The sequence below is a fragment of the Paenibacillus sp. DRB1-1 genome, from assembly GCF_052119485.1.
Classification (GTDB): domain Bacteria; phylum Bacillota; class Bacilli; order Paenibacillales; family Paenibacillaceae; genus Paenibacillus; species Paenibacillus polymyxa_B.
In genome coordinates, this window is the sequence record NZ_JBODQH010000001.1 from 2,201,117 (window position 1) to 2,214,496 (window position 13,380).

The following is a 13,380-nucleotide window of genomic DNA, read 5'->3' on the forward strand; positions in this document are numbered from 1 at the left end:
AAAGAAGACCCCTCTGTTCGAACTATTTAGAGGGGCCTTCTTTTGGTATTAAGTTTACTACTCATTACAAGCGTACCAGTTCCTCCACCTTCACTGGCTGACCTGTACGCATAGAGCGGTTGGCGGCGATGCCTGTTAAAATGGACCATGCACCGTCGATATGTGAGGCCGCACGATGAAACCGATCCTCTGCCGGCTTATCAAAAATATCACGCAGCATAACTGGATCTCCTCCGCCATGCCCCCCTTGGCCTTCCTCCACTTCGACCTCATAAGGTGCTGCAAAGTGGGGATAGATGGTGATGGTCTTCTCTTTTAGAGCACCCTCATCTGCCTTGCTGCCGCCGGAATTAACATAGGATTGCTCGGATACCCGAACCTCCATCCGTCCCTTCGTGCCGTTAAATACGATGATAAAGCCCTCCCAAGGCATGTAAGCATTCAGTGAATAGTTCATCACCGTCTTGTTCTGATACTTCACCATGACACTCAGCGTATCTTCAATGCTGATATTGTCGCCAAATACACTTTGATCCCGCACATAGCCATCCTCATGCTCAGCGTCCAGATACATGCTTTTTAGATGCTCGTTACGGTCCAGGTGTAGCGCAAAGGGGTCATTTTCCGCTGCCTTGCTGCCGTAAGCTCGTTGATAAAACTCCGTCACGCCACGCTGCTCCGCATTTTCCCGTCCGTAAAATTTCAGATCCCCCATTGCATACACCGTCTCCGGTTTTGAGCCAAGCCAGAAGTTCATCAAATCAAAATGATGCGTCGACTTGTGCACCAGCAAACCGCCGCTATTGCGCTTGTCCCGATGCCACCGACGGAAATAATCCGCGCCATGCTGTGTATTCAGCAGCCATTCGAAATTGACTGACAACACCTCTCCGAGCGTTCCGTCCATGATCAGCTCACGGATTTTCGTATTATGCGGCGCATAACGGTAGTTAAAGGTAACGCGCAGCTTCCGTCCCGTGCGGTCTATGGCATCCAAAATGTCTTGGCATTTATCTTCATCCACCGTCATCGGCTTCTCGGAAATGACATCACAGCCCAGCTCCATCGCCCGGATAATATACCGATGATGCACCCGGTCAATGGTCGTGACAATGACGATATCCGGCTTCGTTTCCGCGATCATCCGATCAAACTCGTGAGCTTTATAGGTCGGAATCGGCTCATGCTCGTATTTCTCCTGCAACAGCCGATTGGCATAATCCATTCTCGTCTGATTGACGTCACAGAACGCGATCAGCTCCGAGGTATCTTTGAAAACGGTAACAACTTCACCGTAAAAAAATTCGGCTCTTCCTCCAGTACCCACAAGTGCATATTTGATTTTAGCCAATTGGTTCACACCCTTTACATGAATTGCTTTTATTTTATAGTATAAGAAAGAGCAAAATCTTCGCTTTTATTATGATTTTTCTCATAAAGTGTACATATATTATCCTTATGCATTCTTTTATTAAAGGAGACTATCGATATGATCGCTACACCCCGTTTTGCCATCGAGCAAGCACTGCGGAAGGTGCCATTCAGCATGTCTGCCGACCATGTCCACCAAGCGCACGAAATCTATTATTTGCTGGCAGGAGAGCGCTACTACTACATTAATCAGCGGGTATACGCGCTCCAGAAGGGCGATCTGATTTGGATCAGCAAACATGATTTCCACCGTACGAGTAACAAGGGTAGCGGTAGCCATGAACGGATTTTGATTAACTTTGATGAAGAATTTGCAGCCTCGTCAATGAATGTCTCTCCCTCCAGCGATCAGAACCAGCTTCTTCTGCCAGAAAAAAGCTTTCTGCTTCGCCCCTCCGTGGAAGAACAATGCGGGCTGGAGCATCTATTCCGGCAAATGCTAGATGAATACCACCAAGAACATGCCTACCGCCAACTATATCTCCAAAGCTTGCTACTCCAGCTCCTTATCCGCATCCGGCGCATACAATCGGCCACTGCCGATACCATTGCACCGGAACGTAGCGAAAAGCAGCAGCGCGTGTACTCGGTCATTGCATACCTGCATGCTCATTATGACGAGAGCCTGTCGCTAGATCAGCTGGCTGAGCATTTTTATATTAGCAACACGTATTTGTGCCGTATTTTCAAGCAGACAACAGGTTTTACTTTAGTAGAATATCTTCAGGATGTGCGAGTCCAGCAGGCTCGTGCATATTTGAGAGAAACAAACTGGAAGGTGACTTCCATTGCTGAAAAAACGGGTTTTGACAGCATCGCTCACTTTGGTCGTGTATTCAAGCATCTTACCGGGCACACCCCGCTACAATACCGAAAAAAATACAAAAAGGAGTAGAGAAAATAACTCTACCCCTTAATTCCCGTCAAGGTGATACCTTCAATAATTTGCTTTTGGGCAATGATATAGACGATCAGCACCGGGACGACAGAAATGGTGGTACCCGCCATCATCAGTGACCAATCGGCGGTATATAACCCTTTGAAATTGTTAAGTAAAAGCGGAACCGTGAATTTCTCCGGTGTGTTGAGATAGATAAGCGGATCAAGAAAGCTGTTCCAGGCCCCCAAAAAGGTGAAAATCCCTATCGCCGCCAATGCCGGACGAATGAGTGGAAGAATGACGCTCCAGTAAATACGAATGTAGCCCGCCCCATCCATTACTGCCGCTTCCTCCAGATCGCGTGGGATACCCATAACGAACTGGCGAAGCAGAAACACCGCGAATGCATTAAACAAGGCTCCAGGCACGATCAGCGACCAATGCGTATCCAGCCACCCAATGCGGTCCATCACCAAATATAACGGAATCATCGTCACCTGCTTAGGCACCATCATTGTAGCGAGGAACAAAATAAATAGTATATTAGAGCCTGGAAAACGGATTTTAGCAAAGGCATACGCCGCCATAGACGCGCTAATCAGCGTCGCTGTCACGATAATCACCGTAATGTAAAAGCTGTTCATATATGCCTGTACGAAGGGCATCGCCTCCAGCGAGGCCGGATAGTTGCTCCATACGAACGGATCGGGAATCCATTGAGGCGGGACGACAAAGATTTGGGAAATATCCTTCAGGGAACTGAGAACAGTCCACAGGAATGGAAAAAACATGACTAAAGAGCCGACAGCGAGCAGCACATGGCGCAGGAATACCCTACCTCTGGAACTAATCTCCATAGTGCACCCACCTCTTTTGCATTTTAAATTGCAGCAGTGTAAATACGAGAATGATCACGAACAAAATCATTGCTGCCGCAGCACTTTCTCCCATCGTGAAGTCAATGAACGCCTGATCGTAAATGTGGTACACCAGCGTATAACTTGCTTTGGCTGGCCCTCCATTCGTCATGACGAACGCCTGATCGAACACCTGAAAAGAACTGATGACCATCATGATGGTCACAAAAAAGGTCGTTGGTGACAACAGCGGCAGTGTAATATACCTTAGCTGCTGGAACTTGCTGGCCCCGTCAATTTCGGCTGCCTCGTAATAGCTTTTGGAGATACCCTGGAGTCCTGCCAGAAAAATGACCATATTATATCCCAGTCCCAGCCATATGCTCAAAAGCGCAATCGACGGAATCACCCACTGCGTATCCGTAAGCCACATTGGGCCTGTAATCCCAATCGCTCCTAGCAGATGATTTAAAATGCCAAATTCGCCGTTCAATATCCACATCCAGATGACGCCAACCGATACCGAACTGGTTACGACAGGCATGAAAAAGAACAAGCGATAAATTTCCTTGCCCTTCACTTTGTTGAGCACAATGGCTACGAGCAGAGCCAATATAATCCCCGCCGGGATGACCAGCACCATATAGTACATCGTATTCATGAGTGCCTTCCAAAAATCAGGATCAGATAATTGCCCCTTGAAATTGTCTAAGCCAACAAACAAGGGTACGCCAAATCCATCCCAGTTTACAAAGCTTAAGTAAAGCGCATATAGCAACGGCAACAGCGAAAAACATAACAGACCCAAAAACTGGGGGCCAATGAATAGATAGCCCCACAGCGCTTGATGCTTTTTCTGCATCTTGTCACCTTCCTCCCCGGTCACGGCCCATCCCGTGCCTACTTGACCGCCTTGGATATGATCTGATTCAACTTTTCAATGGTTGCCGCAGCATCCTGCTTGCCCAGGAACATCAAGTCGATGGTTTCCGTGATATCCGAGTTCAACCCCGGCACCTGAGCATCATAGGCCAGTGCAGATCCATGAGCATGCCCTATGTTACGTCCCTCAGTCAAATAGCTTGAATGCTCAATTGTCGCCTTTTTCATAATGCTATCATCTGCCGCAGCAAGCGTACCCATGGCATTCCCGCCTTCAACCAGCCGGGCCTCCTGCCCCTTCACAGAGACGTAGAATGCTGCCAGCTTCATGGCCTCTTGCACATGCGGACTATTTTTGTTTACAGCTACATAGGCAACCGGAATGGCAACAGGCTCATTCTTACCAGTATTGGATGGCCAGTAGATATAATCGAAGTCGAGGCTTTTGTTTTGACTAAACAAGGGCTCTAGCCATCTTCCCGCCGCCAGCATGCCGACTTGATTGGACATGAACATCGCGTCAGCCCCTTGCCCTTTGGGAAGCGAGCCGAGATATACCGCATTTCCCTTTTTTACCATATCGTACATAAAACTAAAGGCTTCCTTGCCCTTTTCATTGTGGTCCAGCACATATTTGCCTTGTTCATCAAAGATTTGACCGCCATTCGACCACACCCATGAATACCAGTGAGCCCACCAGTTTTCCGCAATATAACCCTGCTTTCCGGCTGCCTTCAGCTTGGATGTAACCTCCTCAAAAGCATCCCAGTTCCACTTGCCTTCGTCATAGTATTCTTGCGGCGTCTTCACGCCTGCTTCCTTAAATACCTTTTTGTTGTAATACATGACCATCGGGTTGGAGTCGGGAGTGACCCCATAGATTTCCCCGTCACGCTTTGCCGGTCCCCACAATCCTTCCGGAAAATCCTCAGCCTTCACATCACTCGCATCACTTTTTAAAAACTCACCCAAAGGCTGTACCTGCTTCGCCCCGATCAAACGCGCAATCGTCGGTTCATACGAATAAAACACATCCGGTCCGCGACTTCCCTGAAGCTGTGTCAACAGCTTTTGCTCATATTGGTCTCCCGGTACAGGCACCAGCTTAACCTCGATATTTGGGTTTTCCTTTTCAAATGCATCCAGCGCCCGCTGATACACCTTCACCTCCGCAGGATTACCCCAAGCCTGCATCGTAAGTCGTACTTTTTGCCCTTCTGTGTTCTCGACTTTTGGGGAAGTAGTGCAGGCCGCTGCAAGTAAAAACAGAACGCTGAGGAAAAATCCAATCTTTATCCAGCTCATGTAATTGTCCACCTTAACCGCCTCCTGTAGCTTCGCATGGTTGTATGTCATCCTTTTTTGAAGCGCTTACAAAACTTTCCCTATCATCATATGTAGGAGGGGGAGACACGATATCCCCATTTTCATTTTTATATAATTTTTTTCTTTTGGGTGGCCGTGATTTGACAGTGACCAAGAGAAAGTAAAGACTCCACAACAAAAAAAGAAGGATGCAGATCACCTGCTTCCTTCTTTCGTATTCCTTGAGCTATAATTCAATTTTCTAAATCTTTATTAGCATCTTTTCAAAAATATTATAGCCGTTCGTTTCGCCTATATACGTATAACCGCATTGTCTGTAAAACTCGCTAAGCTTGTCATTGCCCGCAATACAGTCCAAACGGATTCGATCCTTGCCTGTGAAGTGGATACCTTGTTCAATCCATTGCATCAGCTCACGCCCTAGCCCCTTCCCGGTGCTATCGCGATCCACAACCAAACGATGCAGATATACTGAGGTTCCTCCCTCAGAATCCGTTTCGTCTAATCCCCACAGATTACGGTCCCATGCACTGGGCTGCTGCTGCAAGATCACTGCGCCTGCCAAGCCATGATCCTCTGATGCTCGGAAAATAATCACTTCTCCACGTGCAATAGCGCCGCCTAGGTTGTGATCATCTTTTCCTTTTAGTAAGCGTCCCCATTGCGTAGAGCCTTTGCTGTGCAGCCATCTGGCCGTCTTTAAAATTAATTCCTGAACCTGCTCCTGATCTTCAGTGCTTGCCTGAAAAGCCATTAACCCTGGTTTGACGGATGATTCGACAATAGTCATTGATGTCATGCTGCACCTCAACTCTCAAATTTTCCTTATGTATAAAATATAGCATAAAAAATGAGCGTCTGATGATCTAGCAGAGCACCTATGGTACAGTCCAGTGATCTGGGAAAAGTTTTCTCGTTCAAAATCTACTGCTTTCAAGCAGAGAGCTTCTTTTCCATTCCACCCACACCATAAAGATCAAAAAGGGTATGCCGATACAGGCCAGCACCGGGGTTACGGGAAACCCAACCGGCTCGTTGATTTTAGCGGAAATGACTTTGACTAGCATCAACAGACCTCCCCCCCAAAAGGCGGAGCCCAAAATGAGAAGCCGTGGACGGTTTCCTATCATACAACGCATGAAATAAGGCACAATAAGTCCTATATATCCGATGGTACCACATGCCCATACAGTAACGGCGGTCAACACAATCGCGAAGGGAATGTATAGCGGACTAAGCTGCTTGGGGAATGCAAAGACAGAGCACACAACGAGAATTGTAAGCAATGCAAGCCAAAACGTGAATGATCCTTCTCTTATTCCCCAACCTCCCTGAGATATTGCCCACTCTTGCTGATATTCTCCATATTCTCCAAGTAACACAATAAATTCCGACGCTGATCGAAGGACAACATCAATAATGAAACCAATCATGAATAAATGAACTCCCGCAGACCGTCCTCTAATGAAACGGATTTTATTCAATGTAAATACAATGAATCCCCCAAATACCGCTCCTGCAATACAAAGAGCCATACTACCAAAGGAATCTATGTCCATCCCAAGTAAAAGGACAACACATAGCCCTACCATTGCCCCAGGCATAAGTCCGGTTAAGGTTGGTGATGCAAAGCGATTAGCTGTTCGTAATTGTAAAAGAGTTCCTGAAACGGCCAGACATCCCCCAAGCAACAACATATCCAATGCAAATGGCATACGAGTATGGTATACAACTTCCACAAGCATAGGATTGGGATTTGAAGAAAACAACACTTCCAATACCTCTGCATAGCTGATAGGAAATATACCTGTGATTAGCGACAGAAACAAACCAAGGATCAATAAAATAAATCCTGCAACCAAGGTCAAAACAATTCTTTGTGGACGTGGTGGAGCTGCGTTCGGTTCAACAACAATCGTCCCACCTCCACGTTCACCCACATGTATTTCTTGTTCACTCATCAGATTTAAAAGATCCCCTTTCCTCATTTACCATAAAATATAAATATTACTATACTCTTATCGGTCATTTATGGTGAAAAATGTAACCTTTCTAATCATTTCAACCGATGATATCCGTATGAGAAAAGATGGAAAGGTTGTGAATGAGGTGCCAAGCCGTAATCCATATCTCCTCAAAAAGATATTTGGCATAAACAAAGAACGTATACTCATCTTCGCGCTGCTGCTGATCCCGGCTATCGCTGCCTTTATTGGAACACGGCCTATGCCTGCACAGTATATTTTGCAAGGAGAAATGCATCCGGTTAAAGATCTTGGCGTTCAGGGAAGCGTGTTTTTTGCGTCTGTTCAAACGGGTATTGCTAACAATCTCCTAGAGCGTTGGAATGTATATTCCAGTGAAAATGTATCCGGGGGAGCGATTACATTTGAACCCCTTGCCCCTGATGAAGTGGACTCTTATTTGAAGGACCTCACAGAGACGGACACGCTAAAATATTCTGCCATGCAAGCCGTACATGCAGCGACGGAATTAAGCGTAGACAGCGACACAGCTGAGGCTACGGCGACATTCTCGAATCTTAGCCAATTGGAGGATGCTCGCTATGCCGAGCTATTGACTCATTTGCAGGATCTTTCGGGAAATTCCTTGGGTCTGATGACAGGCATCGGACTGTATGAGGAAGCCAATAACATCGACTTTTCAGATGGCGGACGTCACAAAATTGCTGGCTCTGGCACGATGGAAGAATACGGAGATGTCGGATCAGTCGGTGGACTGGAGCAAAAGCTGCTGGGAGCCGAGGCCGCAAAGGTTGATCTATTTTTCGTACCGGCAGATTATGAATGGTACGGTGAGGAAGGCAACGAAGCAGAAGCTGCCCGAGTCCAAAAGGAGTATGGACTCAAGCTACGCATTATCCCCGTAGAAACACTGGAGGATGCTATCGTGTATTTGAAGCAACTAGACTAGGAGGAAGCACATCTTGAATGATTCAGATTCCAAAGCATTCCCGTCCAAGACGGCTGGCAGTGTGCATCAAGCCTTACTAGCAGTGGGCACTATGGGCGAATTTCTCATCCTTATTTTTACGTTAGTGTATATTTACGCAAACGATTTTTATTACGATCATCTATACGAGCTGGAGCAAAAATTTACAGTTTTTAGCTTTGTTCTGTACTACATGTGTTTTGTAACCTATCTGATCTGGCTAGTTCAAGTACATAAAGCCATCCGGCAAAAGCATTCCGATTATCCGATTCGTACCGTGGGAGCCATTGCCCGCATGATTCCTTTTATTAACTTGTGGGGATTCTCCAATACATTCACCCATATTTATAGGTACTTTGCGCTCCACCCCGAATTGGAGCGCAAAGCGCGTTATATTCAAAAGATGATTGTTCCGCTATATTTTGTCTGGTTTGGTGAAGGGATTATTAACCGGATTCTTATCTTACATTTTTCCCATATGGAGTCGATGCCCATGTTGCTGGGAGCTATTATGCAAACCACCAGAATGGCCTTCTTTTACTGCATGACACGGGTCATCCACAATAGTCTGGGCATGTTGAATAAAAAATATGAAGAAGGATTGCATTAAAAAAACGAGCTGGCCTTCACGGTCAGCTCGTTTCGATTTCCGGTAAAGCGTCTTACTCCATAAACAATATTTAATTCGTCTGTGCAGCAGGTACAATTCGGTATAATCCTGAAGTCTCGCCAGCCGCGGGACGTACTTCCTGGATGAACCATCCTAATGACAGCACCCGCTCCAGCCGATCATACTCAGCCTTCGTCAATTCGGATGTAACGGCTTCGCTTCCTTCCTCCAGTGACAGCTCAGGCTCCCGCCCGAACGCAACGGCAATCCACGAACGAATGCCCCGGATCGTATTGTACTTGATCTGATATCCGTCCGTTACCGCGCTGACAAACACCTCCGGCTCTTTGGACGCCAGCCCGGTGACAAGCTCTGTATAATCAAAATCGGATGGTCCGTCCGTTGGCAGTTCATTTTGCTGCACCCGACGGATTAATTCCTCTTGGGACCAGCCTAAAGAGCGTAATGATTCCAGCAAGAGCGCGTCCCATTGGGAAATACGTACTCTTTTCGTCGATTCAGTCATCGTTTTTTGCCTCCTTTGGGTCATGCACATCGTACAACCGATCTCAACCCTAACGGTTAACCGGGTACGCTACATAATGGCCGGGACTGATTTCTCTCAGCTCGGTTGCACTGTTGTTATCCTTGTCCCATACTAATGAGCCGTCTGGTTGGGCCAAGCCTCCCTCCAGTCCCTCCCGCTCTCCGACTGCTCTCGGATCGGGCACAGGGATAGAGGACAGCAGCGCCTGCGTATAAGGGTGAGCGGGCTGCTCATACAACTCATCTGCATCAGCTACTTCTACCAGTCGCCCATGGTACATCACACCGATTCGGTCTGAAATATGCCGCACCATCGACAAGTCATGGGCGATGAACAGGTACGTCAGCCCGAACTCCTGCTGGAGATCCTCCAGCGTGTTAATGACCTGCGCCTGGATGGACACATCCAGTGCCGAAATCGGCTCGTCACAGACGATGAACTCGGGGTTCACGGAGAGAGCACGAGCAATGGAAATCCGCTGGCGCTGCCCGCCGCTGAACTCGTGCGAGTAGCGATACAGATGTTCCCGCTTCAGCCCTACCTTTTCAAGCAAAGCCACTACAGCATCCTTACGCTCACTCCCCTGATGCAATCTGTGAATATCCATCGGCTCACCGATCAGGTCAAGCACGTTCATACCCGGATTAAGAGAGGAATATGGGTCCTGAAAAATGCTCTGAATACGCCGACGCAGCGGCTTAAGCTGTTTGTCGTTCAGCTTGGAAATATCCTGACCGTCAAAGCGTACCGTACCTTCTGTATAATCGTATAACCGCGTCAGACAGCGTCCAACCGTCGATTTGCCACTCCCCGACTCACCGACCAGTCCGAATGTCTCACCACGCTTGATTTGAAAGCTCACGCCATCCACCGCCTTGAGTACCTCAGAGCTACGCCCTAATAAATCCTTTGCGGTCACAAAATGCTTCTTAAGCTGGTGTACCTCTACCAAGGGCTGATGCTCACCCAATATATCGTTTGCTTCACTCACCGTTATTCCCCCCTTCCGCATGGCCCGCTTCGGGCGTCTCGTAGACTCCAGCAGGCACTGCGTCCGGCTCGTTCAACCAGCAGGCTGCTCGCTGATCCGGGCGCAGCTCCACCATCGGCGGCCGCTCCACACAGCGGGCAAACGCATGCGAGCACCGTTCCATGAACGGACAGCCCGATGGCGGGTTCAGCAGGTCTGGCGGCGTGCCCTCAATCGGCACCAGCCGCTCGCGGAAACCGTTCGTGCGCTGGGGCACAGAACGCAGCAGGCCCTGCGTATACGGGTGGCCCGGACGATAAAAGATATCGTCCACGCGTCCCTCCTCCATCACCATGCCGCCGTACATGACGATGACACGGCTACACACCTGGGCGACGACGCCCAGGTCATGGGTGATTAGAGCAATCGACATGTCGGATTGCTGCTTCAGCGTCTTGAGCAACTCCAAGATTTGCGCCTGAATCGTTACGTCCAGCGCTGTAGTCGGCTCATCTGCAATCAGCAGCTCCGGGCTGCACGAGAGCGCCATGGCAATCATCACCCGCTGGCGCATCCCGCCACTGAATTGATGCGGGTATTGGTTCATTCGGCGCTCCGGCTCGGTAATGCCTACTTGTCGCAGCAGTTCTACTGCTACTTGCGTAGCCGCTTCCTTGCTCAGTCCTCGATGTCTGCGAATCACCTCAACCAGGTGATAGCCAACCTTTTTGACCGGATTCAGTGAGGTCATCGGGTCCTGAAAGACCATCGCAATCTGGTTTCCGCGTATTTTGCGCCATTGCTTTTCCGTCAGAGCGGTCAGACTTTGTCCCCGATAACGGATATCGCCGTTCAGTCGCTTGCCCGGCGGGGCAATCATCGACATGATCGCTTTCGCTGTAACACTTTTGCCGCTGCCGGATTCTCCTACGATTCCTACCGTTTCTCCAGCATCAATATGAAAACTAACCCCTCGAACTGCCTGATTTTCCCCTTCACGAGTGAAAAAGGAGACCTCCAGCTGTTCGACGGACAGTAGATGTTCTGTCATTGTGTTTTCGCTCCTTCCTGTCGCTCCTGGAGCCATTTGTAATGGATCTGTGCTATGAATCATCGTTTTACTAATTTGGGTTCAAAGCCTACACGAAGCACATCTCCCAGAACATTAAAGCTCAACACAGTCAGTAAAATAAGTAGACCCGGGAATAATGCCATATATGGGGCCTGTGCAATATATCCTTGGGCATTATTCAGCATACTGCCCCACGTAGCGTTCGGCAGCTGAACACCAAAGCCGAGGAAGCTCAGTGACGATTCCATCATAATCGCTGAAGCGATATTGTTCGTCGCCCCTACGATAATTACCGGAATCAAATTCGGTACGATGTGCTTCATAATAATACCAAACGCACTTTGTCCCGAAGCTTTGGCGTATAGTACATACTCCCGTTCGCGCAACGTCATTGTCTCTGCACGGACCACCCGGGCAATATTCATCCACATAAGCAGGGCGATAATGACAATGATATTGCCGACGCCCGGCTTCAAAAACACACTCAGCAGCAAAATAACCAAGAAAGACGGGATCGACATGATCAGCTCTAAAACCCGCATAAGCAGATTGTCGATCCATCCTCCAAAATATCCGCTCACAATACCTACCACTGCACCGATACTGGTCGCAATAATCATGGACGCAAAGCCTACCAGCAAGGATACACGTCCACCGTACAGTGCTCTTGTAAAATAGTCCCGCCCATAATCATCCGTCCCAAACCAGTGTGCCGCTCCCGGCGGTTGGAGACGCTCCAGCACGTTCAACTTATTCGGGTCCTGCGGCGATAAAAATGCGAAAATCGCCCCCAGCGAGAATACGATCAATAGTATGAGGGCGACGGCGCCCATTTTGCTCGTCATCAGCTCGATCCCGATGTTGCGCCATTTGCTCCGATTCATGAATTCACCTCGTTGATTTAATTCTCGGGTCCGCAATGCTGTATAAGATATCTGCAAGCAGATTACCCAGGATCAGCAGCAGAGCGGAAAATAAAGTAATCCCCATGATGACGGGATAATCCATTCCTTTTACCGCCGTCATGCCCAGCGAGCCAATACCCGGCCAGGAAAATACCGTCTCCGTCACAATGGCTCCAGCCACCAGGTCCGCAACCGACATTCCGAGCAGCGTAATGATGGGCAGCAGCACATGCTTGAGCACATGTCGAAACAAAACCAGTCTTTTTCCAGACCCAAACGCGTATTGAATCTGCACATACTCTTCCTTTAGCTGCGTAATCGTGCTGGAACGGATGTACCTCACATACACAGACAGAAAGCCGAAGGCCAGTACAAAACATGGTAAAATTCCATGCTTAATCACATCCAGCACCGAGTCAGTACCGATGGTGCGCATCCCTGTACTCGGAAGCCAGTGCAGATAAATCGCAAACAAATAAATAAGTAAAATACCGAGCCAAAACAGCGGAACAGAAATCCCGATGTACGACATCAGATTAATGAACTTGTCGATCCAGCGATTCCGATTAGCTGCAGCAATCAAACCAAGTGGGATGGCAATCAGCACAGCGAGTACGATGGAGGCGCCCATTAACCCGGCTGTGGCCGGGAGGCGGTCGAGAATCTGATCCAGCACAGGCTGGTGATTAATTAGCGAGTAGCCGAGATCACCCGTTAGGCTCTTTTTAAGCCATAATATGTACTGTACATAAGCGGGCTGGTCCAGCCCCAAGCTATGCCTCATTCGTTCAATGTCTTCCAGATGCATATTCGGTGTAACAAAAGAGAGAACCGGATCACCTGGAGCCAGCTTGATCAAGCCGAAGCAGACGATGGACACAAAAAATAGCATCGGTATAACTTGCAGCAGCCTTCTGGCGATGAGTTGTCTCATACGTTTTCCTTCCC

General features: G+C 48.4%; 14 protein-coding genes. 3 read left to right on the forward strand and 11 right to left on the reverse strand.

The genetic code is table 11. From position 1 onward, the window contains the following. Positions 1–64 precede the first annotated feature (64 nt). Positions 65–1,351, reverse strand: a complete 1,287-nt coding sequence (locus ACQW03_RS09770) for a Gfo/Idh/MocA family protein (RefSeq protein WP_025722590.1) — start codon at positions 1,349–1,351, stop codon at positions 65–67. Between the two features lie 138 nt (positions 1,352–1,489). On the opposite strand from ACQW03_RS09770, the gene ACQW03_RS09775 reads away from it, so the two are divergent. Beyond that, the gene (locus ACQW03_RS09775) at positions 1,490–2,326 is read left to right on the forward strand and encodes a helix-turn-helix transcriptional regulator (protein ID WP_071639152.1); all 837 of its coding nucleotides are present in this window, start codon (positions 1,490–1,492) and stop codon (positions 2,324–2,326) included. Positions 2,327–2,337: 11 nt separating this feature from the next. On the opposite strand, the gene ACQW03_RS09780 is transcribed toward ACQW03_RS09775, so the two are convergent. The 5 genes from ACQW03_RS09780 to ACQW03_RS09800 form a co-directional block, all read right to left on the reverse strand. Continuing rightward, positions 2,338–3,168 carry a carbohydrate ABC transporter permease gene (locus tag ACQW03_RS09780; RefSeq protein WP_013308340.1) on the reverse strand — a complete coding sequence of 277 codons (831 nt, stop codon included), beginning with the start codon at positions 3,166–3,168 and terminating at the stop codon, positions 2,338–2,340. Further along, the gene (locus ACQW03_RS09785; RefSeq protein ID WP_071639151.1) at positions 3,158–4,030 is read right to left on the reverse strand and encodes a carbohydrate ABC transporter permease; all 873 of its coding nucleotides are present in this window, start codon (positions 4,028–4,030) and stop codon (positions 3,158–3,160) included. The genes ACQW03_RS09780 and ACQW03_RS09785 overlap by 11 nt, the downstream gene beginning before the upstream one ends. A 38-nt stretch (positions 4,031–4,068) precedes the next feature. Next, on the reverse strand, positions 4,069–5,367 hold the full coding sequence (locus ACQW03_RS09790; RefSeq protein WP_071639150.1) for an ABC transporter substrate-binding protein: 1,299 nt from the start codon (positions 5,365–5,367) through the stop codon (positions 4,069–4,071). Positions 5,368–5,617: 250 nt separating this feature from the next. Beyond that, positions 5,618–6,175, reverse strand: coding sequence for a GNAT family N-acetyltransferase (locus tag ACQW03_RS09795; RefSeq protein ID WP_441949492.1), 558 nt, complete (start codon positions 6,173–6,175; stop codon positions 5,618–5,620). 118 nt (positions 6,176–6,293) lie between these two features. Further along, positions 6,294–7,337, reverse strand: a complete 1,044-nt coding sequence (locus tag ACQW03_RS09800; RefSeq protein ID WP_441949494.1) for an iron ABC transporter permease — start codon at positions 7,335–7,337, stop codon at positions 6,294–6,296. Positions 7,338–7,455: 118 nt separating this feature from the next. On the opposite strand from ACQW03_RS09800, the gene ACQW03_RS09805 reads away from it, so the two are divergent. Then, entirely contained in the window at positions 7,456–8,310 is an 855-nt protein-coding gene (locus ACQW03_RS09805) for a hypothetical protein (protein ID WP_441949496.1), read from the forward strand. A 13-nt stretch (positions 8,311–8,323) separates the two neighbouring features. After that, positions 8,324–8,938: a hypothetical protein gene (locus ACQW03_RS09810; protein WP_441949498.1), complete on the forward strand. Its 615-nt coding sequence runs from the start codon at positions 8,324–8,326 to the stop codon at positions 8,936–8,938. A gap of 70 nt (positions 8,939–9,008) precedes the next feature. Here the strand turns inward: ACQW03_RS09810 and ACQW03_RS09815 are convergent, their stop codons facing one another. From ACQW03_RS09815 to ACQW03_RS09835, 5 genes are read right to left on the reverse strand one after another with little or no spacing between them, the layout of a single operon-like run. Further along, positions 9,009–9,464 carry a hypothetical protein gene (locus ACQW03_RS09815; RefSeq protein WP_076293842.1) on the reverse strand — a complete coding sequence of 152 codons (456 nt, stop codon included), beginning with the start codon at positions 9,462–9,464 and terminating at the stop codon, positions 9,009–9,011. 49 nt (positions 9,465–9,513) lie between these two features. Beyond that, positions 9,514–10,497 (reverse strand): ABC transporter ATP-binding protein, encoded by a 984-nt coding sequence (locus ACQW03_RS09820; protein ID WP_441949500.1) that lies wholly within the window; start codon positions 10,495–10,497, stop codon positions 9,514–9,516. Continuing rightward, on the reverse strand, positions 10,469–11,506 hold the full coding sequence (locus ACQW03_RS09825) for an ABC transporter ATP-binding protein (protein WP_441949502.1): 1,038 nt from the start codon (positions 11,504–11,506) through the stop codon (positions 10,469–10,471). Before ACQW03_RS09825 ends, ACQW03_RS09820 begins: the two co-directional genes overlap by 29 nt. Positions 11,507–11,565: 59 nt before the next feature. Then, complete coding sequence (locus ACQW03_RS09830; RefSeq protein WP_441949504.1) at positions 11,566–12,411, reverse strand: ABC transporter permease; 846 nt, start codon at positions 12,409–12,411, stop codon at positions 11,566–11,568. 4 nt (positions 12,412–12,415) lie between these two features. After that, positions 12,416–13,366, reverse strand: coding sequence for an ABC transporter permease (locus ACQW03_RS09835; protein WP_441949506.1), 951 nt, complete (start codon positions 13,364–13,366; stop codon positions 12,416–12,418). Positions 13,367–13,380 lie beyond the last annotated feature (14 nt).

What these genes read in the sequence shown, in the direction of transcription:
- ACQW03_RS09775 (WP_071639152.1), top strand. Translation starts at nt 1,490, where the DNA reads ATGATCGCTACACCCCGTTTTGCCATCGAGCAAGCACTGCGGAAGGTG.
- ACQW03_RS09780 (WP_013308340.1), bottom strand. Translation starts at nt 3,168, where the DNA reads ATGGAGATTAGTTCCAGAGGTAGGGTATTCCTGCGCCATGTGCTGCTC.
- ACQW03_RS09785 (WP_071639151.1), bottom strand. Translation starts at nt 4,030, where the DNA reads ATGCAGAAAAAGCATCAAGCGCTGTGGGGCTATCTATTCATTGGCCCC.
- ACQW03_RS09795 (WP_441949492.1), bottom strand. Translation starts at nt 6,175, where the DNA reads ATGACATCAATGACTATTGTCGAATCATCCGTCAAACCAGGGTTAATG.
- ACQW03_RS09800 (WP_441949494.1), bottom strand. Translation starts at nt 7,337, where the DNA reads ATGAGTGAACAAGAAATACATGTGGGTGAACGTGGAGGTGGGACGATT.
- ACQW03_RS09805 (WP_441949496.1), top strand. Translation starts at nt 7,456, where the DNA reads ATGAGAAAAGATGGAAAGGTTGTGAATGAGGTGCCAAGCCGTAATCCA.
- ACQW03_RS09815 (WP_076293842.1), bottom strand. Translation starts at nt 9,464, where the DNA reads ATGACTGAATCGACGAAAAGAGTACGTATTTCCCAATGGGACGCGCTC.
- ACQW03_RS09820 (WP_441949500.1), bottom strand. Translation starts at nt 10,497, where the DNA reads ATGCGGAAGGGGGGAATAACGGTGAGTGAAGCAAACGATATATTGGGT.
- ACQW03_RS09825 (WP_441949502.1), bottom strand. Translation starts at nt 11,506, where the DNA reads ATGACAGAACATCTACTGTCCGTCGAACAGCTGGAGGTCTCCTTTTTC.
- ACQW03_RS09830 (WP_441949504.1), bottom strand. Translation starts at nt 12,411, where the DNA reads ATGAATCGGAGCAAATGGCGCAACATCGGGATCGAGCTGATGACGAGC.
- ACQW03_RS09835 (WP_441949506.1), bottom strand. Translation starts at nt 13,366, where the DNA reads ATGAGACAACTCATCGCCAGAAGGCTGCTGCAAGTTATACCGATGCTA.